Genomic DNA, 24,390 nt, shown 5'->3' with positions numbered 1-24,390 from the left:
TCGGCACGCCAGGCTCAACGACCGGCACCCCACCGAGGTACCGGTCGCATCACCACATCATCCGAACTCGTTATGTGCGAAGGACGGGGCTAGCCCGGGCCGCGACACCACACGGCCGCCACACCACAGGGCCGCGGAACCGCCCACGGACGAACGGCGATCGGCCGGGCGCTCCCCCACGGAGCGCCCGGCCGATCGCCGTCACCGGTCCCTCAGGTCGCGGTCGGCGCCCCCGGGTGGGTGGCCCGCCCGCCGGACAGGTCGGCCAGCGGCGCGCTGCCCAGCACCCCGCCGAGCAGCCCGCCGGGGTTCGGGCTGGCCTTGGAGCCCGACCCCGCGCCGCCGGCGCCCGGGGTGCCGCGCGACGCGGGAGCGGTGCCGCCCGAGCCGCCCGCCGGGGCGGACGCGGCCGGGGAGGCGCCCGACCCGGCGTCCGCCTTGCCCGGGTGCCCCTTGCCGCTGGGCGTCGGGGTGGCCGGCTTGGCGGACGGCGTGCCGGGCGGGGTGGTCGCGCTCGCGCTCGGGGTGGGGGTGGCGGGGCGCGGCGCGGCGGGCGGGGGCGTGGTGGACGTGCCCTTGCCGCCGGGGGCTCCGGACGGGCTGCCGGACGGCCAGACCGGCGTGCCGTAGTCGGTGGCCGGGCGGTCCGGCGCCTGGTGCGCCCGGGCGCCGGTGCGGACGGCGGCGCCGAGCATCGAGCCGAGCAGCAGGGTCAGCCCGACCACGACCGTGGTGACGACGGTGCCGCGGCGCAGCACCCGGCGGCGCAGCGCCCCGGGCGCGTCCGCGCCGAACCGGCGCCAGGCCTCCAGGTTGAGCCGCCCGTCCAGCGAGGCGAACGGCGCCCCGGCGATCAGCAGCGGGCTCCACGCGGCGAGGAAGATCAGGTCCGGGGTGTCGTAGACCGGGACGGCCCGCCAGCTGACGGTGAACAGCAGCGCGGCGGAGAGCGCCATCGCGGCGCCGGCGGCGAACCGCTGCCAGAGGCCGAGGACGGTCAGCACGCCGACCACGATCTGGGTGAACGACACCACCAGGCCGGCGCCCACCGGGTGCGCCATGGCGAAGGCCAGCAGCGGCTCGGCGACCTTCCAGGGATGCAGCGAGGAGAGCCAGCGCATCATCGAGCCGCGTTCGCCGCCGTCGAAGTACACCGGGTCGCAGAGCTTGCTGAACCCGGCGTAGACGGAGAGCGAGCCGAGGACGGCGCGCAGCGGCAGCAGCACCAGGCCGAGGTCGACCCGCCGGCCCGGGTACCAGGGCTGCCTGCCCTCGGCGTCGACGGCGGAGACCTCGGGCAGTTCGCCGCTCGGGGTCCAGCCGTGCGGCTCGCCGACCGGTCCGACGCCCGCCTGGGTGGCGGTGCCGGCGCCCTCGCGGGGCTGGCGCGGGAGGGTCCGGACGCCCGCGAGGGAGGGGAGCACCTGGGTGTCCGCCTCGACCAGGCTGACACCGCCGGCCGGGGTGCCGCGCACGGCCTCCAGCAGTCGGGTGGCCGCCATGTCCCCGGGGGGCGCCTGGCCGGTCCAGGTGACGGCGGTGACCCGGCCCTTGCGGCGCGGCGCGCCGCCGGCCCCGGCCCCGGCCAGCGCCGGGACGGCGGAGGCGGGCACGACGACCTGCGGGGTGACCAGCGGACGGCGGATCAGGCCCTGGTTGGCGTACGGGTCGCCGAACGCGGCGCCGGTGGACAGCAGTCCGGCCGGGGCCTCGATCAGCGGCGCCACCGGGGCGCCGAGCCGGAGCCGGAAGCTCGCCTGGGTGCTGCTGAGCCGCGAAGGGTCCGACTCCACCTTGACGGTGTTGAGGCCGAGGCCCGCGTCTATCCCGGTGCTGCCACCGCCGAACAGGGGGCGCCGAGGTGTTCTGGTGTCCACGCCCGTCTAACCGGGTGACGGCCGCTTAGGACACTCTCCCGGGTGGATGTCCGACACACACTTGAAGTGATCATGAAAAAAGCGATCGGGCCCGGTCGGGCCCGATCGCCTTCACTCTGTTTGCGGGGAATTCGGAAGATCACCTGCGTTCCGCACCCCGGCCGTGCTGGGCCCCGGGCGCCGCTCGGCGGCACCCGGCGGCGCTCAGCGCTTGGCCCGCAGCCGCGCGGCCTCGTACAGCACGATGCCCGCCGCGACACCGGCGTTCAGCGACTCGGTCAGGCCGGACATCGGGATCCGGACCCGCATGTCGCAGGTCTCCGAGACCAGCCGGGACAGGCCCTTGCCCTCACTGCCCGCGACGATCACGACCGGCCCGTTCAGCAGGTCCAGGTCGCCGATCTCGGCCTCGCCGTCGGCGGCCAGGCCGACCACCATCAGGCCGGCCTTCTGGTAGGCCTCCAGGGTGCGGGTCATGTTGGTGGCCCGGGCGACGGGCAGCCGGGCCGCGGCGCCGGAGGAGGTCTTCCAGGCACCGGCGGTCATGCCGGCCGCGCGGCGCTCGGGGATGACCACGCCGTGCGCGCCGAAGGCGGCGGCGGAGCGGACCACGGCGCCCAGGTTGCGCGAGTCGGTCACGCCGTCCAGCGCGATGATCAGCGCGTCCTGGCCGGCGTCGGCGGCGTCCGCCAGCAGGTCCTCGGGGTGCGCGTACTCGTACGGCGGCACCTGGAGCACCAGGCCCTGGTGGTTCATCCCGCCGGTCATCTGGTCCAGCTGGGGCCGCGGGGCCTCCATCAGCGGGATGCCGCGGTCGTTGGCGGCCTGGAAGGCGTCGCGGACCCGGTCGTCGGTGTCGATGAACTGCTGGACGTACAGCGCGTTGGCCGGCACGTCGCCCTGCAGGGCCTCGACCACGGAGTTGCGGCCGAAGACCAGCTCGGCGCTGCCCGCACCGCCGCGGCCACCGCGACCGCCGCCGCCGGCCCGGCGCATGCCGGCCCGGGCCTTGGCGTCCCGCTCGCGCTTGATCGCGGCGTTGGCGGCGCGCTGCTTCGGGTGGCCCTTGCGCTCCTCGCCGCGAGGGGTCGGACCCTTGCCCTGGAGGGCCTTCCGGCTGTGCCCGCCGGTACCGACAGACGCGCCCTTCTTCGATCCGGGGTTGCGGCGGTTCCTGCGCTGGCTGTTGCCGGCCATGGCTGTACTTCCTGTCTGTCCGGCATGCCCCGGCCGCCCCGGTCTGCCCGGTGGCGGTCGACGGCATGCGCTACGTCATGCGGGAGGGCCGCACCGGTCCGGTACGGCCCACCCATCACCCCGATCGTCGGATGGGGTTACTGGCTGTTGATCGTCCAGCGCGGGCCGGACGGGGTGTCCTCGATCGCCAGCCCGGCCAGGCCGAGCTGGTCGCGGATGGCATCCGCGGTGGCGAAGTCCTTGCGCTCGCGCGCCGCCTGCCGCTGGTCCAGGACCAGGCGGACCAGCGAGTCGACCACACCGTGGAGGTCCTCGCCGCGCTCCGCCCCGGCCCACTGCGGGTCGAGCGGGTCGAGGCCCAGTACACCGAGCATCGCACGGACCTCGGCGAGTCGCGCCACCACGCTCTCCTTGTCGTCCGCGTTCAGGGCGCTGTTGCCCTGGCGGACGGCGGTGTGCACGACGGCCAGCGCCTGCGGCACACCGAAGTCGTCGTCCATCGCCTCGGCGAAGGCCGGCGGCACCTCGGGCGCCGCGTCGACCGTCCCGCAGCGCTCGACGGCGCGCTGGATGAAGCCCTCGATCCGGCCGAAGCCGGCCTCGGCCTCGCGCAGCGACTCCTCGCTGTACTCGATCATCGAGCGGTAGTGCGGGCCCGCCAGGTAGTAGCGGAGCACGATCGGCCGCCACGCCCGGACCATCTCGGAGACCAGCACCGAGTTGCCCAGCGACTTGCTCATCTTCTCGCCGGCCATGGTGACCCAGGCGTTGTGCACCCAGAAGTTGGCGAAGTCGTCGCCGTAGGCCTTGGACTGGGCGATCTCGTTCTCGTGGTGCGGGAAGATCAGGTCCAGCCCGCCGCCGTGGACGTCGAAGGCCGCGCCCAGGTACTTGTGGGCCATCGCCGAGCACTCCAGGTGCCAGCCCGGACGCCCGCGGCCCCACGGGGTCTCCCAGCTCGGCTCGCCCGGCTTCGCGGCCTTCCACATCGCGAAGTCGCGCTGGTCCCGCTTGCCGGTCTCGCCCTCGCCCTCGGGCTGGCGCAGGTCGTCCAGCTTCTGGTTGGAGAGCGCCAGGTAGTCCGGGTACGAGCGGACGTCGAAGTAGACGTTGCCGTCGGCCGCGTAGGCGTGGCCCGTCTCGATGAGCCCCCGCATCATCTCGATCATCTCGGGGATGTGCCCGGTGGCCCGCGGCTCGACGGTCGGCGGCAGGCAGCCCAGCGCGTCGTAGCCGTCGTTGAAGGCGCGCTCGTTCTGGTAGCCGACCTGCCACCACGGCGTGCCGAGCTCGCGCTCCTTGGCGATGATCTTGTCGTCGATGTCGGTGACGTTCCGGACGAAGGTCACCTGGTAGCCGCGGTAGGCGAACCACCGCTGCATGATGTCGAAGTTGAGCCCGGACCGGATGTGCCCGATGTGTGGCGCCGACTGGACGGTAGCGCCGCACAGGTAGATCGAGACACAACCCGGTACAAGCGGGACGAAGTCGCGTACCTGGCGGGTGCTGGTGTCGTACAGACGAATGCTCACAGCGTCAAGCGTAGTGGGCAGCAGGGGGTGCCCCGCCACATTCCCCCGGGAAACGGTGGGCTGCGGCGGGGTCGGACGCTGCCGCGGACGCGGCTCAGATGTTGCCGAGGACCTTGCTCGGGGCGAGCCGGACGATCACCCGGACGTCGTCCGGGCCGTCCATCGTGTACTTGTCCTGGCCCATGTACTTGCCGGCCAGCTCGTCGATCAGTTCCCGGCCGCCCTCGGTGGTCATCGAGACCTCACCGCGCGCCTCCAGGTACTCGTACGGGCTGTCCGCCGGGTTGATCAGGATCGAGACCCGCGGGTCCCGCACCAGGTTGAGGTGCTTGCGACGGCCCTGGACGGTGGAGAACAGGATGTCGCCGCCGTCCCGCTTGACCCAGACCACCGTGGACTGGGGGCTGCCGTCGGGCTGGATCGTGGAGACCACGGCGAAGCTCTTGGTGTCGAGCAGGGCCTTGGCACGGTCGGAGAGCTGGGCGGACACGGTTTACCTCTTCTCGTCGGTGGTTCGGCCCGAGTGGAAGCCCCGTACGGGCCCGAGCCGAACACTAGCGACTCGGGCCCCGCGGACACCGGGTGAACACCCGTCAGGGACGGTTTCTTCCCGCCCGCTCAGCGCGGCCGGCTCAACGCCGCTCGTACACCAGGGCGGTGGCGATCGCGGCCAGGCCCTCGGCCCGGCCGGTCAACCCCAGCCCGTCGGTGGTGGTGCCGGAGACGGACACCGGGGCACCGGCCGCCTCGGACAGCGCGGCCTGCGCCTCGGCCCGGCGCTTGCCGATCTTCGGCCGCACGCCGATCACCTGGACCGAGACGTTGCCGATCTCGAAGCCCGCCGCGCGGACCAGCCGGGCCGCCTCGCCGAGCAGCTTCACCCCGGACGCACCGGCCCACTCCGGGCGGTCGGTGCCGAAGTGGGCGCCCAGGTCGCCGATCCCGGCGGCCGAGAACAGCGCGTCGCAGGCGGCGTGCGCGGCGACGTCGGCGTCCGAGTGCCCGGAGAGCCCGTCCCCGGCGTCCGGCCACTCCAGCCCGGCCACCCAGAGCGGGCGGCCGGCCTCGAAGGCGTGCACGTCGGTGCCGATCCCGACGCGGGGGATCACCGGAGCCTGCGGGGCGGCGGGCACCGGAGCGGCGGTCGTCGGATCAGTAGGCATCGGCGGCCCTCCTGCGGGCGAGTACGGCCTCGGCGAGCACGAGGTCCAGCGGACGGGTGACCTTGAACGCCTCCTCGTGGCCGGGCACCACGACGACCCGGCCGCCGTAGCGCTCGACCAGGCCGGCGTCGTCGGTGACCGCGGGCGCGTCGGCGGTGCCCGCGCTCTCCTCGGCCAGCGCCTTGGCGTGCACCTCGACCAGGGTGGCGCGGTCGAAGCCCTGCGGGGTCTGCACCGCGCGAAGGGTGGCGCGCTCGGGCGTGTCGAGCACCGGCTCGGGGCCGCCCGGGTTCGGCTCGACCCGCTTCACCGTGTCGGCCAGCGGCACCGCCGGCACCACCGCCCGCGCCCCGGCCCGGACGGCGGCCGCGACGGCGTCCACCACCTCGACCGGGACCAGCGGGCGGGCCGCGTCGTGCACCAGCACGATCCCGACCTCGTCCGGGATCGCGGCCAGGCCCAGCCGGACCGACTCCTGGCGGGTCGCCCCGCCGGCCACCACCCGGATGTCCTTGTCGTCCAGCCCGTGGCTGTCCAGCAGGGCGACCACCTCGGCCACCCCGTCGGCGGGCGCGGCGACCACGACCAGGCCGACCGCCCGGCTGCGGGCCAGGGCCCGGACGGCGTGCACCAGGAGCGGCACGCCCCCGAGTTCCCGCAGGGCCTTCGGGGCCCCCGGCCCCAGTCGCTCACCGCGTCCGGCGGCGGGCACCACTGCTGCTGCGACTGCTCCTGACGCGTTCAGGTTTCACTCCTTCGGCGAAGTGGGTATGGCCATGGCGTGCCCGGCGGGCGCACCGGGCCCCTTCCGAAGAACCATGGTCCACCGCCCGCCGCACAGCTCCGCAAGCTCCGCACGACAGCGGGTGCAGAAACGCTCTTGCAGGCCTGGGCCGGCTGGGGCGGGTGGCGTGGTCCGGACATGCCTCAGCGCCCGAAGTGCCACTGCACCACTCGCGAACGGTTCGTTCGCGGAGTGGCGCGCCGGCACCGGGCGCTGTGAGCGTTGGGCGGCAGCCCGACCGCACTGCGGTGGCGTGCGCTACGAGGCGAGGACCTCGTCGAGCAGCGTCTCCGCCTTGTCCTCGTTGGTGTTCTCCGCCAGCGCGAGCTCGCTGACGAGGATCTGGCGCGCCTTCGCGAGCATCCGCTTCTCGCCGGCCGAGAGGCCGCGCTCGCGCTCGCGACGCCACAGGTCGCGGACGACCTCGGCGACCTTGATGACGTCGCCCGAGGCGAGCTTCTCCAGGTTCGCCTTGTAGCGACGGGACCAGTTGGTCGGCTCTTCCGTGTACGGCGCCCGCAGCACCTCGAAGACCCGGTCCAGACCCTCCTGGCCGACTACATCGCGCACGCCGACGAACTCCGCGTTCTCGGCGGGCACGCGGAGCGTCAGGTCTCCCTGCTGCACCTTGAGCACCAGGTAGGTCTTGTCCACACCTTTGATCTGGCGAGTTTCGATGGCCTCGATCAGCGCGGCCCCGTGATGGGGGTAGACCACCGTGTCGCCAACCTTGAACGTCATGTGACAGGACCCCTTCCGTGGCTTTCCAGCTTAACACGCTTCTCGGCACACCCGAAGGGCGTTTTCGCAGGTCAGGGCCGGTCTCGGGGCTTGACAAGGACCCCCATGACGTGCTGCGACCAGTGTTCGAGAGGGGCTTCCCGCAGGTCGGAGGCGGTTCCGGGGTTCGGCGAAACCCTTGCGCAACACCCCTGCAACCGTGATTGGATCTTGAGCTTTCACCCCTTTCCGGGTCGCCGCCGAATCGTTATTCGATCTTGGTCGAAGCTTGTCCGTCACGTGACCCGAACATGTCGACCGTACCGCCGGACGGGCCCCGGCGAGCCCCGGGAGTGCGACACGGGGACCACCCCGTGAGGAGCGCATAAGCGAGGTCGATAATCTGAGACCTGACCTACCGACACGTGACCTAGGAGAAGCCGCCGCCGTGAGCCGCAGCCTTCGACGCGGCAGCATCGCCGCCATCGCCGCCATCGCCATCGCCTCGCTGTCCTCCTGCGCCGCCGGCAACACGCCGGACACCCTGCAGATCAAGCCGGACAACGCGGCGGCGACCGTCGGAACGCACCTCCGACTGAACAACATCGTGGTCGTCACCGGCCAGGGTGCCGTCGGCGACCACACCGGTCCCGCGAACGTGGTCGTGAACATCGCGAACACCGCGGACATCCCGGCCGAGCTCCAGTCCGTCACCGTCGGCGGTGCCGCTGCCACCTTCTCGGACGCCGCCGGTGCGCCGCTGTCCGGCATCGTCGTCCCGGCCGGCGGAGCCGTGGCGATCGGCGGTCAGGGCAACCCGACCGCCACCGCCGCCTCCGCGACCGTCCAGGTCGGCGGCTTCGCCCCGACCGTCTTCACCTTCAAGGACGGCCAGAAGGTCGAGGCCCAGGCCGCCGTGAGCCCGGACTCGGGCGAGCACGGGAACGGCCTCTACCAGGGTTACGGTCCGACCCCGTCGCCGACCGCCACCCCCGCCAAGGCCACCACCCCGGCCGCCGGCACCACCCCGGGCGCGTCGGCCACCGGTGGTGCCGTCCCGGCCGGCACCACCGCCCCGGCCGTCCCGGCCGCGCACTGACGCCGCGCTCCGCCCCCGGCGGGCCCGCCCGGGCCCGCCGGAGCGACGCGAAGGCCCCCTCCGGCTGCTGCCGGAGGGGGCCTTCCGCGTGGTCGGGGCGGTTTACGGCTCGAACTTGTAGCCCAGGCCGCGGACGGTGACCAGGTAGCGCGGCGCGCCCGGGTCCGGCTCGATCTTGGCCCGCAGGCGCTTCACGTGGACGTCCAGGGTCTTGGTGTCGCCGACGTAGTCCGCACCCCACACCCGGTCGATCAGCTGCATCCGGGTGAGCACCCGGCCCGCGTTGCGCAGCAGCATCTCCAGCAGGTCGAACTCCTTGAGCGGCAGGTCGACCTTGGCGCCGTCCACCGTCACCACGTGGCGGTCGACGTCCATCCGGACCGGGCCCGCCTCGAGGGCGCCCGGGCCGCTGCCGTTGTCCCCCGCGCCGCCGTCCTCGCCGCGGCGGCGCAGCACCGCGCGGATCCGGGCGACCAGCTCGCGGGTGGAGTACGGCTTGGTGACGTAGTCGTCAGCGCCTATCTCCAGACCGACGACCTTGTCGATCTCGCTGTCCTTGGCCGTCACCATGATCACCGGGACGTTGGAACGCACCCGGAGCTGGCGGCAGACCTCCGTGCCGGGCAGGCCCGGCAGCATCAGGTCGAGCAGGACGAGGTCGGCACCGTTGCGTTCGAACTGCTCCAGGGCGTCGGGGCCGGTGGCGGCGACGGCCACCTCGAAGCCCTCCTTGCGGAGCATGTACGAGAGGGCGTCGCTGAACGACTCCTCGTCCTCGACCACCAGTACTCGGGTCACGATCAGGCCTCCGGGGCAAGCTGAGGGGTTGTGTCTGACAGGTGTTGTTCCCGCTCCCCGGCGGGGAGCGAACGGGCCGTACGGTCCGTGGTGAGGGTCGGGGGTGCGGCGGGTCCGGCGTGGTCGCCGCGCGGCGCGTGGTCGGTCCCGTCGTCGAACTCGTCGTCGAACTCGTCGTCGGGCTCGTCCTCCACCGGGGCCCGCCCGGCGGGCAGGCGGACGGTGAAGGTCGAACCCTGGCCCTCGACGCTCCACACCGAGACGGTGCCGCCGTGCGAGGCCGCGACGTGCTTGACGATGGACAGGCCCAGGCCGGTGCCGCCGGTCGCCCGGGAGCGGGCGGGGTCGACGCGGTAGAACCGCTCGAAGACCCGCTCGCGGTCCTTCTCGGAGATGCCGATGCCCTGGTCGGTGACCGAGATCTCGATGAGCTCGCCGTCCGCCTCCCCGAGCGCCGCGGCGCTGGAGATCCGGCGGGTGGCGATGGCCACCCGGGTGCGGGGCGGACTGTAGTTGACGGCGTTCTCGACCAGGTTGCCGAGCGCGGCGGCGAGCTGGCCGCGGTTGCCGTGCAGGTAGAGGCCGGCGATGCCGCCCGCCGCGATCAGGATCTGCTTGGCGGCGGCCTGCTGGCGGCAGCGGTCGATCGCCTCGGCGATCAGCTCGTCCACCGCGACCGGCTCCGGGTCGACCATCAGCCGGTCGTCCTGGACCCGGGAGAGGTCGATGATCTCCTGGACCAGGCTGGCCAGCCGGGCCGCCTCGACCTGCATGCGGCCGGCGAAGCGCTGCACCGCCTCCGGGTCGTCGGACGCGTCGACGACCGCCTCGGAGAGCAGCGACAGGGCGCCGACCGGGGTCTTGAGCTCGTGGCTGACGTTGGCCACGAAGTCCCGGCGGACGGCCTCCACCCGGCGCCGCTCGGTCTGGTCCTCGACCAGCACCAGCACCAGCCGGGAGCCCAGCGGGGCCACCCGGACGGAGACCGCGAGCGGCTCCGCCGCGCGGGCCGCGCCCGGCCGGGGCACCTCCAGCTCGACCTGGCGGATCTCGCCGTCCCGGCGGGTGGAGCGGGCCAGCGAGAGCATCTGGTCCACGGCGACGGCGCCACCGCGCACCAGGCCCATCGCGTACGCCGCCGAGCTGGCCTTGACCACCTCGTCGCCCTCGCCCAGCACGATCGCGCAGGAGCGGAGCACGGAGAGTACGGTGTCGACCCCGGGCGGCAGCGGCGGCTCGGGGTTGCCGGTGCCCAGGGACTGGTACCGGCCGGGGTTCCTGCCGCCGGTTCCGCTGTACCTGCCCTTGGCCTGCTCGCGCTCGCTCCAGCGGAAGGCGATGGAGGCGGTGAGGCCGACGCCGAGCCCGGCTATGGCACAGGCAGCGGCGGCGGCCACGTTCACGTCCATGTGGCCAGCGTAAGCGCACGGCCAGGGCACTCCCCATGCGTGGGATCAAGGCATCGACCACACGTTGCCGAGAATTCACCTTCAAGTAGCCGCCGATTCACCGGAGCGGCCGTGCACCGTCGCCCTGGCGGCGGAAAGTTGGCCAGGCAGCCCGTGTGGGAGAGATCGGTGTGCCGAACAGCGCACGCCGGCTCGGGTGCGCGCGTACGATGCGCGCCACCAGCAGCGGTCACCCGGACGCCGGAACGACGGTCGGACGGGCCGGCCGGTCGGCACCGCCACCGACACAGCTACTGAGGAGAGAACATGCGCGACGCGTACCACGAGGAACTCGATGCGATCGGCGACAGCCTGGTCGAGATGGCCCGGCTGGTCGGATCGGCGATGGGCCGGGCCACCACCGCCCTCCTCGACGCGGACCTGGCGCTGGCGGAGAGCGTGATCGCCGCCGACGAGAAGGTCAACGACCTCCACCACGAGCTGGAGAACCGGGCCATCGACCTCCTCGCCCGCCAGCAGCCGGTCGCCACCGACCTGCGCATCGTCGTCACCTCGCTGCGGATGAGCGCCGACCTGGAGCGCTGCGGCGACCTCGCCCGGCACGTCGCCAAGGTCGCGCGGATGCGCTACCCCGACACCGCGGTGCCGGGCGACCTGCACTCCACCGTCCTGGAGATGGGCCAGCTCGCCCAGCGCCTGGTGGCCAAGGCCGGCCTGGTCATAGCCACCAAGGACGTCGACAAGGCCCTGGAGATGGAGCAGGACGACGACGCGATCGACTCGCTGCACCGCGAGCTGCTGTCGCACCTGATCGACGAGCGCTGGCACCACGGCATCGAGACCGCCGTCGACATCACCCTGGTCGGCCGCTACTACGAGCGCTTCGCGGACCACGCGGTGTCGGTCGCCAAGCGCGTGGTGTACCTGGTGACGGGCGAGCACGTGGCCGAGTTCGTGGCCGCCACCGAGGCCGCCGAGGCCGTGCCGGTCGACTGACCGCCGGTCCCGGTACCGGCGGGCACCGTGGGTGCCCCGGCTCACCCCGGGAGTAAACCCGTGACGAGGGTGGTGCGGGCGCACGGTCCTCCGTGCGCCCCACCACTGCGCGCCCGTTGACGTCCCCTCCGTTCGCGGTTTCACTCGACGGTGGGGGCACAGGAGTGCGCCCGTCCTTAGGAGGGAAGCTCGATGAAGGCCAACCCGACCCGACCGGCAACCGCCCACGACACCGTCGAGCCACCCGCCCCGAAGCTGCTCCCCGTCCTCGCCGCCGGCTGCGGCTGCGGCCCGGGCTGCGGCTGCGGCTGCCAGTCCGGTGCGCCCTGCCAGTGCGGCGGCGCCGACGGCGGCTGCTGCGGTGGCCACTGAGCGGCCCGCCGCGCGTGGAGTCCCCGAGGTGCACGGTCTTCCGGCGGCCGTGCACCTCGCTCGTGTCGCCGTCCCCTCGCGGGGTCAGAACCCGACGTCGGTGCAGGAGTAGAAGGCGTTCCCGGTGTCGGCGATCGTCCAGACCGCGACGACCACCTGGTGCCCGGTGCGGCCGCCCGGGATGGTCGCGGTGTGGCTGAGCGTGCTCGGCACCTGCACCCCGCCGTACGGGACGGTCAGGAAGGGCGTCAGGTCCAGGTTGGCCCGGGTGACCGGCCGGCTCGCGTCGTAGCCCGGCTTGGTCATGTAGTACCGGAAGTCCGTGGTCGCGTGCCGGGCGGTGAACGTCCAGGTGAAGGTGAGCTGCCGGCCCGCCGTCACCGGGGTGGTCGGCCAGGCGCCCGCGTGGGGGTCGTCCAGCTCGGCGAAGCGCGCGTTGCCGCCGGCGCAGATGGTGCCGTCCGAGGGGCCGAGGGCCGGGAAGCCCTTGGGGCCCTCGACGCTCTGCGGCTCCCACTGGATGTCGCCGCAGTCCCACGGGACGCCGTCGACGTGGGTGTCGCAGAGCGCGGCGCGGCTGGGCGGGGTCGAGATCCAGCCGTGGGACGAGGCCGGGAAGGCGAGGGTCAACGGGATCGCCAGCGCGGCGACGGCCGCCGCGACGATGTGGCGTGTGCGCATGGTGCTCCTCCGTGGGGGTGGATGGAGTGTGCGCCGGGGCGCAGACGCGCGCGTTGGGGGTGCGGCGGCCGGATGGGGATCCTGGCATGCCTGCGCCGGCCCGGTGACCTCACGGTAGGAGCCGCCGGCTGAGCCCGTCAATGGTCTGAACCACTTTGCCGACTACCCAACTCCCTTGCCAGGCAATCGGGTTGGCCTCGAACCGACCGAAAACGAACGAAGGCCCCGCCACCCGGTCTGCCCGGGCGGCGGGGCCGTAACGGCAAGTGGTCTACTTCTTGCCCTGGTTCTTGACCGCCTCGATCGCGGCCGCGGCGGCGTCCGGGTCGAGGTAGCGGCCGCCCGGGGTGACGGGCTTGAAGTCGGCGTCCAGCTCGTACACCAGCGGGATGCCGGTCGGGATGTTCAGGCCGGCGATGGCCTCGTCGGAGATGCCGTCGAGGTGCTTGACCAGCGCGCGCAGGCTGTTGCCGTGGGCGGTGACCAGGACGGTCTTGCCGGCGGCGAGGTCCGGGACGATGGCGTCGTACCAGTACGGGAGCATCCGCTCGACGACGTCCTTCAGGCACTCGGTGCGCGGACGCAGCTCGCTCGGGATCTCGGCGTAGCGGGCGTCACCGGCCTGCGAGTACTCGGCGTCGTCGGCCAGCGCCGGCGGCGGGGTGTCGTACGAGCGGCGCCACAGCTGGAACTGCTCCTCGCCGAACTCGGCCAGGGTCTGGGCCTTGTCCTTACCCTGGAGCGCGCCGTAGTGGCGCTCGTTCAGCCGCCAGCTGCGGCTGACCGGGATCCAGTGCCGGTCGGCCTTGTCCAGGGCGATCTGCGACGTACGGATGGCGCGGCGCAGCAGCGAGGTGTGCAGCACGTCGGGGAGCAGGCCCTCGGCGGCCAGGAGCTCGCCACCGCGGGCGGCCTCCTTCTCGCCCTTCTCGTTGAGGTCGACATCGACCCAACCGGTGAACAGGTTCTTCTGGTTCCACTGGCTCTCGCCGTGGCGGAGCAGGATGAGTCGGTACGTCGTGTCAGCCATGGCCCCCAGCTTAGTGGGGGGCCGGAAAACCCCTGGTGGGGACCTACGACCGCTGTGTAATGTGTGCTCAGCGCATCTGACACTTACATCCGTCGGCTGACCGGGCCTGCCCGCGCCGCTCAGCGGACACCTGCCTCGGGAGCCCCCACATGCTCGTCACCGCCCGGTTCCGAAGAGTGGTCCAGGAGACGGCGGGCGGGCTGCCGCGCCAGTTCTGGTGGCTCTGGGTGAGCACCCTGGTGAACAAGCTGGGCGCGTTCGTCGTTCCGTTCCTGGCGATGTACCTAACCAAGGACCGGGGGTATTCGGCCTCCTACGCGGGCCTGGTGGCCTCGCTGTTCGGCCTCGGCTCGGCCGCCGCGGCACTCCTCGCGGGTGTGCTGACCGACCGGATCGGGCGACGCCCCACGCTGCTGGGCGCCCAGCTCGGCACCGCGCTGTTCACCACCGTGCTCGGCTTCACGGACGGCCAGGTGGCGATCGCCGTGGTGGCCTTCCTGGTGGGCCTGTTCAACAACGCCACCCGGCCGCCCACCTCGGCCGTCATCGCCGACCTGGTGCCGCCCGAGGACCGGGTCCGCGCGTACTCGCTGAACTACTGGGCGGTCAACATCGGCTTCGGCCTCTCGGCAGCCCTGGCCGGTCTGATCGCCACCCACGGGTACCTCACGCTCTTCCTGCTGGACGCGTTCTCCACCCTGGTCTGCGCGCTGGTGATCTTCGTCCGGATCCCGGAGACCAGGCCACAGGTCGCTCCCGAGCAGTCGGCGGACTCCGCCGAACCCCGGATCAGTCTGCTCTCGGTGTTCCGGGACGCCCCGTTCATGGCGCTGGTCGGGCTGACCCTGATGCTCGCCCTGGTCTTCCAGCAGGGCAGCACCACGCTGGCCGTGGACATGGGCGCGGCCGGGATCACCTCCACCGAGTACGGCCTGGTCATCGGCCTGAACGGGCTGCTGATCGTGGTCCTCCAGATCCCGCTCACCCGGTGGATGCAGGGCCGCTCGCGGACCGGGCTGCTGATCGCCAGCTGTCTGCTCACCGGCTGGGGCTTCGGGCTGGCCGCGGTGGCCGGGTCCTCGGCCTGGCTGTTCGCGCTCTCGGTGGCGGTCTGGACGGTCGGCGAGATCCTCAACATGCCGGTGATGATGGGCCTGGTCGCCGAGCTGGCGCCGGCCCACGGCCGCGGCCGCTACCAGGGGGTGTTCAGCCTCTCCTGGTCGCTCGCCTCGTTCCTCGGCCCGGCGGGCGGCGGGCTGCTGCTCCAGCACGCCGGGCCGGTGGTGCTCTGGACGACCTGCGGGGCGGTCGGGACGGCCACCGCGGCCGGGTACCTGGTGCTGGCCCGCCGGACGGGCGCGGTGGGGCGCCGCCGGCCCGTGGCGACGGAGGTCACGGCACCCGCGGCGGAGCCGGAGAAGGCTCCGGCGGGCGCCTGAGCGGACCGGTCAGCCGGCGTCCGGGGCGTCGGTCCCGGACGCGGGGGTGCCGGTCACGGCGTCCGGGGCTTCGGTCCCGGCGACGGGGGCTTCGGGACCGGGGGCGGGGGCGGCCAGGTGGGCGAAGGCGGCCAGGTTGCGGGTGGACTCCCCGCGCTTGGTCCGCCACTCCCACTCCCGCCGGATCGCCGTGGCGAAGCCCAGCTCCAGCAGGGTGTCGAACGGCTCGTCGGCGTTCTCCAGCACCGTCCCGAGCAGCCGGTCCACGACCAGCGGGGTGAGCGCCTCCAGCGGCAGCCGGCCGGCCAGGTAGACGTCGCCGAGCGCGTCGATCGCGTACCCGACGCCGTACATCCGGGTGTTGCGCTCCAGCAGCCAGCGGTAGACGGCCTCGTGGTTCTCGTCCGGGCGGCGGATCACGAAGGCGTTCACCGAGAGGGTGTGGTCGCCGACCCGCAGGGCGCAGGCGGTGCTCAGCTTCCGGGTGCCGGGGAGGGCCGCCACCAGCGTGTACGGGTCGGCGGCGGCCGGCTCCCAGGCCACCCCGGCGTCGTCCAGGGCGGTGCGCAGGAGGGTCAGGGCCTCGTCCTTGGTGCGGATTGCCATGGGGGTGACGTTACTCGCCGGTACCGGGCACGCGCAGCCCCTGACGCTCGCGGCCTCACACGCTCGCGGCCTCAGGCCAGGCGCTGCCGGGCCCCGGCGAACCGGCCGCCCGGGCGGGCCATGCTGCCGGCGTAGACCTCGGCGGTGGTCGCCGCGGCGGTGTCCCAGCCGAAGGCGGCCGCGTGCCGGGCCGCCGCCGCGCCGCGCCGCGCCACCAGGCCCCGGTCGGTGACGTACGGCTCCAGCGCGTACGACCAGTCCAGCGGGTCGTGACCCTGCACCAGGGTGCCGGTCTCGCCGTCCCGCACCGCGACCGGCAGGCCGCCGACCGCGGCCGCCACCACCGGGGTGCCGCAGGCCTGCGCCTCCAGCGCGACCAGCCCGAAGGACTCGCTGTACGAGGGCATCACCAGCGCCGTCGCCGCGCGGTACCAGTCCGCGAGCTGCGGCTGGCCGACCGGCGGGTGGAACCGCACCACGTCGCAGATGCCCAGCTGGGCGGCGAGCTTGTGCAGGCTCTCCGGCCGGGCCAGCCCGGTGCCGGACGGACCGCCGACCACCGGCACCACCAGGCGCTCGCGCAGCTCCGGGCGGCGGGCCAGCAGCGCGGCGACCGCGCGCAGCAGCACGTCCGGGGCCTTCAGCGGCTGGATCCGGCCCGCGAACAGCAGCACCGCGGCGTCCTGCGGCAGGCCCAGCCGGGCCCGCGCGGCGGCGGACGTCCGCGGCCCGCCGGGGCGGAAGACGTCCAGGTTGACCCCGGGGTGGACGACGGCCAGCTGGTCCGGCCGGGCGCTGTAGTGCCGGGCCAGCTCGGCGGCCTCCTCGGTGGTGTTGGCGATCAGCCGGTCGGCCGCCTCCACCACCTGGGTCTCCCCGATCACCCGGGCCGCGGGCTCGGGCGTGTCGCCCACGGCCAGCGCGGCGTTCTTGACCTTCGCCATGGTGTGCATGGTGTGCACCAGCGGCACCCCCCAGCGCTGCGCGGCCAGCCAGCCGACCTGCCCGGAGAGCCAGTAGTGCGAGTGCACCAGGTCGTAGTGGCCGGGGCGGTGGCCCGCCTCCGTCCGCAGCACCCCGTGGGTGAAGGCGCACAGCTGGGCCGGCAGGTCCTCCTTGACCAAGCCCTCGTACGGCCCGGCGGTGACGTGCCGCACCAGCACGCCCGGGGCCAGCTCGACCGTCGGCGCGTCGTCCGAGCAGATCGACCGGGTGAACACCTCGACCTCGATGTCGAGGTCGGCCAGGCGCTTGGCCAGCTCGACGATGTAGACGTTCATCCCGCCGGCGTCCCCGGTGCCGGGCTGGTGCAGCGGCGAGGTGTGGACGCTCAGCATGGCTATCCGGCGCGGGCGGCGGCGGCCGGGGACGAGCGACTGGAGCCTGCCGCGCGCGGGGGCGGCGGACTGGGCACGGCGTACCGAACGGACGGGGTGCTGGATCACCTGGCTGAAGCCTCCTCTGTGCGGCCCGTCTAGGCCGCCCGCGCCGGGCCGCCCGTTGTCCGGTGTGCGCTGCCCCGTCCTGGGCACACATCACCACCAGTGTGCCAACCACACGGACCGCGCCCGGCATTCCCGCCGCCGCCCACCGGCCGGACCGGCCCCCATCACCGCAGGTCAGCGTGGTCGCCCCGGCGGCCCGACTACCCTTCTGGGCATGGCTGCCTCCTTCGACCCCGCTCCCGCCGCGCCCGCCCGCGGACGGACCGGACGCCCGGTGGGAACGGTCACCCGGGGCACCACCAACACCAACCGGCTGCGCCGGATGGACCGCTGGATCGCCCACGCCCTGGGCCGAGCGCTGCGCGCCGCCGAGCGCCCGCCGGTCGCGGTGGACCTCGGTTACGGGGCCGCGCCGTGGACCGCCGTCGAGCTGGCCGGGCGGCTGCGCACGGTGCGGCCGGACGTCCGGGTGGTCGGGATCGAGATCGAACCGGAGCGGGTCGCCGCCGCGTTGCCGTACGCCGAGCCCCCGCTGCTCACCTTCCGGCGCGGGGGCTTCGAGGTGCCGCTGGACGGCGGCGCGCCGGCCCAGCTGATCCGGGCCGCCAACGTGCTGCGGCAGTACGAGGAGTCGGCGGTGGCCGGGGTGTGGGAGCGGCTGTGCGCGCGGCTCGCCCCGGACGGGCTGCTGGTCGAGGGCACCTGCGACGAGGTCGGGCGGCGGCACGTCTGGGTCGCGCTCGGCCCGGAGGGGCCCCGGACGGTGACCTTCGCGGCCCGGCTGGGCGGCCTCGGCCAGCCCTCCGACCTGGCCGAGCGGCTGCCGAAGGCGCTGATCCACCACAACGTGCCGGGGCGGCCGGTGCACGCCTTCCTGACCGACTTCGACCGGGCCTGGGCGGCGGCCGCGCCGTACGGGGCGTTCGGGGCGCGGCAGCGCTGGGCGGCGGCCTGCGCGGCGCTCTCGGGCAGCTGGCCGCTGGTGGACGCGCGCGGCCGGTGGCGGCAGGGCGAGGTCACGGTGCCCTGGACGGCGCTCGCGCCGTAGCGGTCGGCCGACCGACCGGGGAGCCGCGAGCGCGGTGAAGACCCGGGAGTTCACGACGGGCCCGGGAGCGCGCGGAAGGTCGGTGCACGCCGGATCTGGTGAGCGATCCGACGCATTCACTCGAACGAGTTATCGAATACCTATGGCGTGTTGACGCCCCGGCACGCCACGATGGTCCCGGCCGGGCGGCGACACCACACGCCGCTCGGTCGGCACCACGCCCCACGCCGTACGCGCCACGCCCCACCGTCAGCCGTCCCGCTCGGACAGCTCCCTCCGAGCCCGCTCGAACACCTCGTACATCTCCGACCCGAACAGCACGAACCGCACCTCGGCCAGCTCCGCCCCCGACCGCGCGTCACCGCCGTCCAGCACCTCCGCGACGGTGCCGAGCGCGATCCGGGCCGCGTCCGCCGGCGGCCAGCCGTAGATCCCGGCCGACACCGCCGGGAAGGCCACCGTGCGCGCGCCCAGCACCGCCGCGGTGCGCAGCGACTCCCGATAGCAGGAGGCCAGCAGCCCCGCCCGCTCCTCGTACTCCTCCGCCCGGTACACCGGCCCGACGGTGTGCACCACCCACCGGGCCGGCAGCCGCCCGGCCGTCGTCGCCACCGCCCGACCGGTGGCCAGCCCCTTGCCCCAGTGCGAGGCCCGCAGCCTGCGGCACTCCTCCAGGATCTGCGGCCCGCCCTTGCGGTGGATCGCTCCGTCCACCCCGCCACCGCCCAGCAGGGACGAGTTGGCGGCGTTCACCACCACGTCCACCGCCTGTTCCGTGATGTCACCCTTCGCCAGAGTGATCCGCATCGTCATCGCCCGTTCCTCTCCCCCGGCCGCCCGGCTCCCGCCGGGCCGGGGCCGATTCGCCGTCCTCGCCCAGTCACCACACCGCCACCGGCGTGGCAATAGCCACAACGGCGCCGGTCGGCCAGAGAAATCCCCGGAGATCACGTTATGGTCGCGAGAAGTTCCCCGACGCGCGGTGCCAGGCGGGCACTGCGGACGGACGCCGGCCGTTACGCAGTCGGGGAAAGGGAGGAACCACCGATGCCCGCAACGGGAGACGGGCGGGCACCTGGTGCCGCGGACCTGCCGGGCGCCCATGACGGCGCCCCCGTCGGTCATGCCCGCAGTCGCGCCACGATCGCACCGGCCACGACGGCTCCCCCGATACCCCACCCCCGCTCGCGGGCCGCGCACGCCTCCCACCCGTCCCACGTCTCCGACCCGGCCGGCCCGTCGACCGCGGACGGACCGGCCGACGGCACGCCGCTGCGGCTGCTGGTCATCGAGGACGACGACTCGGACGCCCAGCTGATCAAGGCCGCGGTGGCCGACAGCGGCACCTCGATCGAGATCCACTGGGCCCGCGGCCTGGACCAGGCCACCGAACTGCTCGCCCCGCCCGCGCCCTGGGCCCGGCGCGGCCGCTCCCGCACCCCCGAGTTCGGCTGCGTGCTGCTCGACCTCGCCGCGGCCGCCGACCTGCCGCACCCGTCCGACTCCTCGGACGGGCTGGAGGGCCTGCACGAACTGCTCCGCCGGGCCCCGCACACCCCGGTCGTGGTGCTCACCGACGCCGCCGGGGCCGAACTCGGCGCCGCCGCCGTCGCGGCCGGCGCCCAGGACTTCCTGCTCAAGCACGAGACGGACGGCCCGCTGCTCGCCCGCGCCCTGCGCTACGCCGTCGAGCGCAAGCGCGCCGACGAGTCCCAGCGCCGCCTGGTCGAGGCCGAGTTGCGCGGCCAGGAGAACGCCCGCCTCCAGCGCCACCTGCTGCCCACCCCGCTGCTCGACGGCGCCGGACTCTCCTTCACCCGGCGCTACCGCCCCGGCCGCCGCCGCGCGCTGCTCGGCGGCGACTTCTACGACGCCGTGCGCACCGACGACGGCGCCGTCCACGTCGTGATCGGCGACGTCTGCGGCCACGGCCCGGACGAGGCCGCGCTCGGCGTCGCGCTCCGGATAGCGTGGCGCACCCTGGTCTTCGCCGGCCTCACCGGCGAGGCCCTGCTCACCACCCTCCAGCACGTGCTGGAGCACGAACGGCGCAGCGACGAGATCTTCGCGACGCTCTGCATGCTGGTCATCGAGCCCGGCGGGGTCGGCAGCGACCTCGACTCGCTCGGCGCCGCCGAGCGGGCCCGGCTCTACCTCGCCGGGCACCCGACGCCGCTGCTGCTCGGCCGGGACCACGCCCCGATCACCCTGCCCGCCGACCTCGCCGGGCCCGCGCTCGGCCTGCTGCCGTGCCACGACGGGCAGGCCGCCTGGCCCGCCCACGAGCTCGAACTGCGGCCCGGCTGGCGGCTGTTGCTCTACACCGACGGGCTGATCGAGGGACGGGTCGGGGCCGGGTCGCGCCGGCTGGGCCAGGACGGGCTGGCGGACCTGGTCGGCGACCACCAGGCCGCCGGGCTGACCCGGGGGCGGCTGGTCGACAGCGCCATCGCCGAGGTCGAGGAGCTGAACGGCGGCGCGCTGACCGACGACGTCGCGGTGCTGCTGCTGGAGCGCAATCCGGTGCAGCTGATCCTCGGCTGACGGGCTCGAAGGCGCGGGCGCCGAGGTGTAGGCGCCGAGACGCGGGCGCGGAGGTGTAGGCGCGAACGCGACGGCCCGGGCGGGTGAACTCCCCGCCCGGGCCGTCGCGTTGTCCGTCGTAGGGCCTACCAGGGGCCGTACGGGCCGGTGTTGCTCCGGCCGCCCCGGCCGCCGCCCCCGGTCAGCGCCCGGATCGCCGGGCGGACGTCCACCACGTAGACGATCGAGGCGACCAGGCCGGCCAGGGTGCCGATGCCGGTGAAGAAGTTCACCCCGAACAGGAAGTCCCAACCGAAGGAGATCGCCAGGATCGCCACCCAGAAGCCCTTGGTCTTCTTGTCGGCGGCCCGGTAGGCGTCCTCCCGGCGCGTGGCCGCGTCCACCAGGGCGAACATCTTGTAGGCCAGGATGGCGATGGTCGCCCACCAGATCGGGTTCAGGTAGGAAAAGGCCAGAATCTGAAACACTCCGACCATTTCGATCTCCTCTGCTCTCGACTCCGGCGATGCGACCGCCGCCCATCCTGGCACGGCGACCGTCCGCAACGGGGTCAACGTCCCACGGTCACCGGTTGTGCCCCGCGGGGCACGAGGTCACTCCGTGGCGTCAGCGGCGTCCTTGCGGGCCCGGGCGGACTTCTTCGGGGCGGGCGCGTCGTCGCTCTCCGCCACCGGCTCGGCCTCGACCCGCTCGACGGTCAGCTCGACCCGCTCGGCCTCGTCCGACGCGGCGGGGCGGGCCTTGTCCACCACGACCTTGCCGCGCTCGGCCAACTCGTCGTACGTCTCCTTGGCCTTCACGGCCAGCTCGACCGCGCGGGCCACCTGCTGCAGGGCGAAGCCCTGGGCCCGCTCCTGCAGCGCCCTGAGGTCCGTCGGCAGGGTGGTGACGGTCTCGGTGACCCTGGCCTGCGCCCCGGTCAGCAGCGACTGCGCCTCCTGGAGCCTGGCGGTGGCCATCTCCTGCGCGCCCTTGCGGTCCGCCGCCAGCGCCTCGACCCGGCCCGGCACCTCGCGCAGCTTCTCGTAGGCGAGGTCCCCGGCGCCGGCCAGGGCGTACAGCGGGGTCGGGTCGCCGAGGGTCTTCTTGATCTCATCGGTGATGGGCATGGTTACCGGTCCTCCCGGTGGGTGTTCTGGGTGGCGGCGCCGTCGGCCGTCGGGGTGGGAACCGACGCGGCGTTCTCCTTGAGGAAGGCGTCGTAGACCGCGAGCAGCGCCTGCTTCTGCTGCTCGTTGATCAGCGGATCGGCCAGGATCGAGGCCCTGAGCTCCAGGCCCTCGCCCCGCCGCTCCTCCAGGATCCCGGCCTGGACGTACAGCGTCTCCGCGGAGATCCGCAGCGCCTTGGCGATCTGCTGGAGGATCTCCGCGCTCGGCTTGCGCAGCCCGCGCTCGATCTGGCTGAGGTACGGGTTGGACACGCCGGCGGCCTCCGCCAGCTGCCGCAGCGAGTACTGGGCGTTGCGGCGCTGCTCGCGGATGTACTCGCCCAGCGAGCCGACGTTCAGTGAGGCCATGCGGACAGCCTGCAGCACCCTGCTTGCAAATGCAAGCAGGGTGCTAGCGGCAGCAAACGCGCCGGGGCGGGGCCGGGCCCTCGGACCGGCCCGTGGGGGCCGGGGCGTTACGCCAGGTGGGTGAGGAGGAGTTCGGTGAGCCGTTCGGGGGTGCGCAGCGGGAGGTAGTGGTCGGCGTCCGGGACGAGGTGGCCGCGGGCGCCGGGGATGTCGGCGGCGAGCCGCCGGGCGATCGCCGCGATCTCCGGGTGGTCGTGGTCGCCGTGGACGACCAGGGTGGGCGCGGTGACGGTGCCGAGGACCGGCTCGGCCGCCCGGGCCGGGGCGCCGGCGAGGTGGTGCTCGCTGACGATCCGGCGGGCCGCGTTCTCCTCGACCATCGTCGCGATCAGCTCGCCGCCCGGTGCGGTGCGACCCATGGCCGCCCAGACGGAGAGCTCCAGCTCGGCCAGCGCCGCCGCGTCGCCGCGCCGCCGGGCCTCGGTGTAGGCGGTGGTCTCCGGGGACGGCGGCCAGTCGTGGCCGCTCACCGAGGCGCCGACCAGCCCGAGCGCGGCGACCCGGTCGGGGTGGGCCAGGGCGAAGTCCAGTGCGGTCTCCCCGCCCATGCTCAGGCCGACCAGCGCGGCACTGCGCAGACCGAAGTGGTCCAGGACGGCGCCCAGGTCCGCCATGTCGTCGAAGACCTGCTCCGGCGCGCTGGAGCGGCCGAGGCCGCGGGCGTCGTAGCGGATCACGTCGTGGTGCCGGGACAGCTCCGGGACGACGGCGTCCCACAGCCGGGAGTCCATGCCGGAGCCGTGCAGCAGCACCACCGGGCTGCCGGAGCCGCGGCGCTCCGCCCACAGCAGGCCGCCGCCGGGGGCGGGGACGTGGACCTCGGTGACGGGGGGTTCGATGTTCCGGCTCATGCGGTGATCATTCCAGAGCCCCCGTCAGGCGATCCGGCCAGGCGGCCCGGGCGGTCGCGGGGCCGGGGGCAGGGCGCCGGGCCTCGGACGGTCAGGACGCCCCGGGCCTCGGACGGTCAGGACGTCTCGGGCAGCCGGATGGGCATCAGGACGGAGAAGGTGCCCGCCCGGCCGGGGGTGCGGACGGCCAACGGGGCGATCGGGCCGCCGAGTTCGAGGAGCAGCTGTTCGGGCCGCCCGGCGTCGAGGGCGTCGAGCAGGAAGTCCCGGTTGACGGCCAGTCGGTAGCCCTCGGACACCGGGTCGTCGGCGACGGTCAGGCGGCCGTCCCCGGTCAGGGTCAGGACGGTGACCTCGCAGTCGGCGCCGTCCGGGCCGGAGGGCAGGGTGCGGGTGGCGCCGGCCGCGACGGCGGCGCGCAGTTCGGCGGCGGACTGGGTGATCCGGTGCTCCGGTTCGAGCCGGGTGACGGCCCGGTGGTCGGGGTAGTCGAGGTCCGGCGCGGCGCCCTCGATCCGGTGTTCCCCGACCTCGGCCCGGACCGATCCCCCGCCGAGGGTGAGCACCACGTCCGCCGGTCCGGCGCCGAGCAGCGCGCGCAGCGCGTCCACCAGCGCGGTCGGGACGACCGTGCCGGCCACCGGCCGCTCGGGCGTCCCACCGGTGGCGGCCACCTCGGCGAGGGCCATCCGGTAGCGGTCGGTGGCGACCAGGCGCAGCACCGGGCCGTCCGGCTCGAAGAGCACCCCGGCGAGCGAGGGCAGCTCCGGGTCACCGCAGACCGCGAAGCGGACCGCGTCCAGGGCGGCCATGAGGCCCTCGGCCGGGACGGTGAGCCGGAGTGCGGCGGGGGTGGTGGTCATCGGCTGCTCCCTCTGGTCGATCATCGCGTGGATCAGGGAGAGCTCGCGGCGGGCGTCGGCGAGGCCGTCCTCCAGCCGTCGCAGGTGCGTGTCGAGCACCCGCCGGGCCTCGCCGCCGCCGGGTGCGGCGCCGAGCACGGCGCGGATGCCGGCCAGCGGCAGGCCGACCCGGCGCAGCCGGGACAGCAGCCGGGCGTCGGCGAGCTGGCCGGGCCGGTACCAGCGGTAGCCGGTCTGCGGATCGACCCAGGCCGGGGTGAGCACCTCGGCGCCGTCGTAGTAGCGCAGGGTGCCGACGCCCAGGCCGCTGGCGCGGGCCAGTTCGCCGATGCTGTGCAGCTCGCTCTCCATGCCCGG

At 74.1% G+C, this 24,390-nt stretch carries 25 protein-coding genes; 6 read left to right on the top strand and 19 right to left on the bottom strand.

The genetic code is table 11. From position 1 onward, the window contains the following. Nucleotides 1-212: 212 nt before the first annotated feature. The 7 genes from ACIQ87_RS35090 to ACIQ87_RS35060 form a co-directional block, all read right to left on the bottom strand. Nucleotides 213-1,877: a DoxX family membrane protein gene (locus ACIQ87_RS35090; RefSeq protein ID WP_402415041.1), complete on the bottom strand. Its 1,665-nt coding sequence runs from the start codon at nucleotides 1,875-1,877 to the stop codon at nucleotides 213-215. A gap of 204 nt (nucleotides 1,878-2,081) precedes the next feature. Next, on the bottom strand, nucleotides 2,082-3,074 hold the full coding sequence (gene rlmB / locus ACIQ87_RS35085) for a 23S rRNA (guanosine(2251)-2'-O)-methyltransferase RlmB (protein WP_402415038.1): 993 nt from the start codon (nucleotides 3,072-3,074) through the stop codon (nucleotides 2,082-2,084). Nucleotides 3,075-3,211: 137 nt separating this feature from the next. Further along, on the bottom strand, nucleotides 3,212-4,606 hold the full coding sequence (gene cysS / locus ACIQ87_RS35080) for a cysteine--tRNA ligase (RefSeq protein WP_402415035.1): 1,395 nt from the start codon (nucleotides 4,604-4,606) through the stop codon (nucleotides 3,212-3,214). A 94-nt stretch (nucleotides 4,607-4,700) separates the two neighbouring features. Then, nucleotides 4,701-5,096 (bottom strand): PPOX class F420-dependent oxidoreductase, encoded by a 396-nt coding sequence (locus tag ACIQ87_RS35075; RefSeq protein WP_402415033.1) that lies wholly within the window; start codon nucleotides 5,094-5,096, stop codon nucleotides 4,701-4,703. Between the two features lie 142 nt (nucleotides 5,097-5,238). Continuing rightward, nucleotides 5,239-5,769: a 2-C-methyl-D-erythritol 2,4-cyclodiphosphate synthase gene (gene ispF, locus ACIQ87_RS35070; protein ID WP_402415031.1), complete on the bottom strand. Its 531-nt coding sequence runs from the start codon at nucleotides 5,767-5,769 to the stop codon at nucleotides 5,239-5,241. Next, on the bottom strand, nucleotides 5,759-6,514 hold the full coding sequence (ispD, locus tag ACIQ87_RS35065; protein WP_402415045.1) for a 2-C-methyl-D-erythritol 4-phosphate cytidylyltransferase: 756 nt from the start codon (nucleotides 6,512-6,514) through the stop codon (nucleotides 5,759-5,761). Before ispD ends, ispF begins: the two co-directional genes overlap by 11 nt. Before the next feature lie 297 nt (nucleotides 6,515-6,811). After that, nucleotides 6,812-7,294: a CarD family transcriptional regulator gene (locus ACIQ87_RS35060; protein WP_014136563.1), complete on the bottom strand. Its 483-nt coding sequence runs from the start codon at nucleotides 7,292-7,294 to the stop codon at nucleotides 6,812-6,814. A gap of 427 nt (nucleotides 7,295-7,721) precedes the next feature. On the opposite strand from ACIQ87_RS35060, the gene ACIQ87_RS35055 reads away from it, so the two are divergent. After that, nucleotides 7,722-8,372 carry a DUF461 domain-containing protein gene (locus tag ACIQ87_RS35055; protein WP_402415029.1) on the top strand — a complete coding sequence of 217 codons (651 nt, stop codon included), beginning with the start codon at nucleotides 7,722-7,724 and terminating at the stop codon, nucleotides 8,370-8,372. A gap of 102 nt (nucleotides 8,373-8,474) precedes the next feature. Here the strand turns inward: ACIQ87_RS35055 and ACIQ87_RS35050 are convergent, their stop codons facing one another. Next, on the bottom strand, nucleotides 8,475-9,170 hold the full coding sequence (locus tag ACIQ87_RS35050) for a response regulator (RefSeq protein ID WP_188296603.1): 696 nt from the start codon (nucleotides 9,168-9,170) through the stop codon (nucleotides 8,475-8,477). 2 nt (nucleotides 9,171-9,172) lie between these two features. Next, nucleotides 9,173-10,579, bottom strand: coding sequence for a sensor histidine kinase (locus tag ACIQ87_RS35045; RefSeq protein WP_402415026.1), 1,407 nt, complete (start codon nucleotides 10,577-10,579; stop codon nucleotides 9,173-9,175). Between the two features lie 306 nt (nucleotides 10,580-10,885). Here ACIQ87_RS35045 and phoU point away from each other — a divergent pair, with 306 nt between their 5' ends. Both phoU and ACIQ87_RS35035 read left to right on the top strand, forming a co-directional pair. Then, nucleotides 10,886-11,575 carry a phosphate signaling complex protein PhoU gene (phoU, locus tag ACIQ87_RS35040; protein ID WP_402415023.1) on the top strand — a complete coding sequence of 230 codons (690 nt, stop codon included), beginning with the start codon at nucleotides 10,886-10,888 and terminating at the stop codon, nucleotides 11,573-11,575. Nucleotides 11,576-11,767: 192 nt separating this feature from the next. Beyond that, on the top strand, nucleotides 11,768-11,947 hold the full coding sequence (locus ACIQ87_RS35035; protein WP_030288526.1) for a hypothetical protein: 180 nt from the start codon (nucleotides 11,768-11,770) through the stop codon (nucleotides 11,945-11,947). A gap of 84 nt (nucleotides 11,948-12,031) precedes the next feature. Here the strand turns inward: ACIQ87_RS35035 and ACIQ87_RS35030 are convergent, their stop codons facing one another. Together ACIQ87_RS35030 and ACIQ87_RS35025 are read right to left on the bottom strand one after the other, a co-directional pair. Next, entirely contained in the window at nucleotides 12,032-12,628 is a 597-nt protein-coding gene (locus ACIQ87_RS35030; protein WP_402415020.1) for a lytic polysaccharide monooxygenase, read from the bottom strand. 271 nt (nucleotides 12,629-12,899) lie between these two features. Continuing rightward, on the bottom strand, nucleotides 12,900-13,658 hold the full coding sequence (locus tag ACIQ87_RS35025) for a phosphoglyceromutase (protein WP_402415017.1): 759 nt from the start codon (nucleotides 13,656-13,658) through the stop codon (nucleotides 12,900-12,902). A gap of 149 nt (nucleotides 13,659-13,807) precedes the next feature. Between ACIQ87_RS35025 and ACIQ87_RS35020 the strand changes: the two genes are divergently transcribed. Beyond that, nucleotides 13,808-15,097, top strand: coding sequence for an MDR family MFS transporter (locus tag ACIQ87_RS35020; protein ID WP_402415015.1), 1,290 nt, complete (start codon nucleotides 13,808-13,810; stop codon nucleotides 15,095-15,097). 9 nt (nucleotides 15,098-15,106) lie between these two features. Here the strand turns inward: ACIQ87_RS35020 and ACIQ87_RS35015 are convergent, their stop codons facing one another. Then, nucleotides 15,107-15,703 (bottom strand): YbjN domain-containing protein, encoded by a 597-nt coding sequence (locus tag ACIQ87_RS35015; RefSeq protein WP_402415012.1) that lies wholly within the window; start codon nucleotides 15,701-15,703, stop codon nucleotides 15,107-15,109. A gap of 71 nt (nucleotides 15,704-15,774) precedes the next feature. Next, the gene (gene mshA, locus ACIQ87_RS35010) at nucleotides 15,775-17,148 is read right to left on the bottom strand and encodes a D-inositol-3-phosphate glycosyltransferase (RefSeq protein ID WP_402415009.1); all 1,374 of its coding nucleotides are present in this window, start codon (nucleotides 17,146-17,148) and stop codon (nucleotides 15,775-15,777) included. A 214-nt stretch (nucleotides 17,149-17,362) separates the two neighbouring features. Between mshA and ACIQ87_RS35005 the strand changes: the two genes are divergently transcribed. After that, a complete protein-coding gene (locus ACIQ87_RS35005) occupies nucleotides 17,363-18,196 on the top strand; it encodes a class I SAM-dependent methyltransferase (protein WP_402415006.1) in 834 nt (277 codons plus the stop codon). 249 nt (nucleotides 18,197-18,445) lie between these two features. On the opposite strand, the gene ACIQ87_RS35000 is transcribed toward ACIQ87_RS35005, so the two are convergent. Beyond that, entirely contained in the window at nucleotides 18,446-19,009 is a 564-nt protein-coding gene (locus ACIQ87_RS35000; RefSeq protein WP_402415003.1) for an O-acetyl-ADP-ribose deacetylase, read from the bottom strand. Nucleotides 19,010-19,243: 234 nt separating this feature from the next. Here ACIQ87_RS35000 and ACIQ87_RS34995 point away from each other — a divergent pair, with 234 nt between their 5' ends. Beyond that, nucleotides 19,244-20,740 carry a PP2C family protein-serine/threonine phosphatase gene (locus ACIQ87_RS34995; RefSeq protein WP_402415000.1) on the top strand — a complete coding sequence of 499 codons (1,497 nt, stop codon included), beginning with the start codon at nucleotides 19,244-19,246 and terminating at the stop codon, nucleotides 20,738-20,740. A gap of 125 nt (nucleotides 20,741-20,865) precedes the next feature. Here ACIQ87_RS34995 and ACIQ87_RS34990 read toward each other — a convergent pair whose 3' ends face one another. The 5 genes from ACIQ87_RS34990 to ACIQ87_RS34970 form a co-directional block, all read right to left on the bottom strand. Further along, on the bottom strand, nucleotides 20,866-21,135 hold the full coding sequence (locus ACIQ87_RS34990; RefSeq protein ID WP_392868765.1) for a DUF2516 family protein: 270 nt from the start codon (nucleotides 21,133-21,135) through the stop codon (nucleotides 20,866-20,868). A gap of 198 nt (nucleotides 21,136-21,333) precedes the next feature. Then, nucleotides 21,334-21,849 (bottom strand): hypothetical protein, encoded by a 516-nt coding sequence (locus ACIQ87_RS34985; RefSeq protein WP_402414997.1) that lies wholly within the window; start codon nucleotides 21,847-21,849, stop codon nucleotides 21,334-21,336. A 2-nt stretch (nucleotides 21,850-21,851) separates the two neighbouring features. Next, nucleotides 21,852-22,259 (bottom strand): helix-turn-helix domain-containing protein, encoded by a 408-nt coding sequence (locus ACIQ87_RS34980; RefSeq protein WP_392867915.1) that lies wholly within the window; start codon nucleotides 22,257-22,259, stop codon nucleotides 21,852-21,854. Between the two features lie 107 nt (nucleotides 22,260-22,366). Then, nucleotides 22,367-23,170 carry an alpha/beta fold hydrolase gene (locus ACIQ87_RS34975; protein WP_402414994.1) on the bottom strand — a complete coding sequence of 268 codons (804 nt, stop codon included), beginning with the start codon at nucleotides 23,168-23,170 and terminating at the stop codon, nucleotides 22,367-22,369. A gap of 116 nt (nucleotides 23,171-23,286) precedes the next feature. Beyond that, nucleotides 23,287-24,384 (bottom strand): MerR family transcriptional regulator, encoded by a 1,098-nt coding sequence (locus tag ACIQ87_RS34970; protein WP_402414992.1) that lies wholly within the window; start codon nucleotides 24,382-24,384, stop codon nucleotides 23,287-23,289. Nucleotides 24,385-24,390 lie beyond the last annotated feature (6 nt).

The sequence above is a fragment of the Kitasatospora sp. NPDC096204 genome, from assembly GCF_044763205.1.
Taxonomy (GTDB): Bacteria; Actinomycetota; Actinomycetes; order Streptomycetales; family Streptomycetaceae; genus Kitasatospora.
Note: the sequence above shows the minus strand (reverse complement) of the source record. Positions and strands in the feature narration are given on the sequence as shown.

Coding starts and splice junctions, on each gene's coding strand:
- ACIQ87_RS34995 (WP_402415000.1), top strand. CDS start 19,244: ATGCCCGCAACGGGAGACGGGCGGGCACCTGGTGCCGCGGACCTGCCG.
- phoU (WP_402415023.1), top strand. CDS start 10,886: ATGCGCGACGCGTACCACGAGGAACTCGATGCGATCGGCGACAGCCTG.
- ACIQ87_RS35020 (WP_402415015.1), top strand. CDS start 13,808: ATGCTCGTCACCGCCCGGTTCCGAAGAGTGGTCCAGGAGACGGCGGGC.
- ACIQ87_RS35035 (WP_030288526.1), top strand. CDS start 11,768: ATGAAGGCCAACCCGACCCGACCGGCAACCGCCCACGACACCGTCGAG.
- ispF (WP_402415031.1), bottom strand. CDS start 5,769: ATGCCTACTGATCCGACGACCGCCGCTCCGGTGCCCGCCGCCCCGCAG.
- ACIQ87_RS35015 (WP_402415012.1), bottom strand. CDS start 15,703: ATGGCAATCCGCACCAAGGACGAGGCCCTGACCCTCCTGCGCACCGCC.
- ACIQ87_RS34990 (WP_392868765.1), bottom strand. CDS start 21,135: ATGTTCGCCCTGGTGGACGCGGCCACGCGCCGGGAGGACGCCTACCGG.
- ACIQ87_RS35045 (WP_402415026.1), bottom strand. CDS start 10,579: ATGGACGTGAACGTGGCCGCCGCCGCTGCCTGTGCCATAGCCGGGCTC.
- ACIQ87_RS35030 (WP_402415020.1), bottom strand. CDS start 12,628: ATGCGCACACGCCACATCGTCGCGGCGGCCGTCGCCGCGCTGGCGATC.
- ACIQ87_RS34985 (WP_402414997.1), bottom strand. CDS start 21,849: ATGCCCATCACCGATGAGATCAAGAAGACCCTCGGCGACCCGACCCCG.
- ACIQ87_RS35000 (WP_402415003.1), bottom strand. CDS start 19,009: ATGACGATGCGGATCACTCTGGCGAAGGGTGACATCACGGAACAGGCG.
- ACIQ87_RS35025 (WP_402415017.1), bottom strand. CDS start 13,658: ATGGCTGACACGACGTACCGACTCATCCTGCTCCGCCACGGCGAGAGC.
- ACIQ87_RS35060 (WP_014136563.1), bottom strand. CDS start 7,294: ATGACGTTCAAGGTTGGCGACACGGTGGTCTACCCCCATCACGGGGCC.
- ACIQ87_RS34970 (WP_402414992.1), bottom strand. CDS start 24,384: ATGGAGAGCGAGCTGCACAGCATCGGCGAACTGGCCCGCGCCAGCGGC.
- rlmB (WP_402415038.1), bottom strand. CDS start 3,074: ATGGCCGGCAACAGCCAGCGCAGGAACCGCCGCAACCCCGGATCGAAG.
- ACIQ87_RS34980 (WP_392867915.1), bottom strand. CDS start 22,259: ATGGCCTCACTGAACGTCGGCTCGCTGGGCGAGTACATCCGCGAGCAG.
- ACIQ87_RS35005 (WP_402415006.1), top strand. CDS start 17,363: ATGGCTGCCTCCTTCGACCCCGCTCCCGCCGCGCCCGCCCGCGGACGG.
- ACIQ87_RS34975 (WP_402414994.1), bottom strand. CDS start 23,170: ATGAGCCGGAACATCGAACCCCCCGTCACCGAGGTCCACGTCCCCGCC.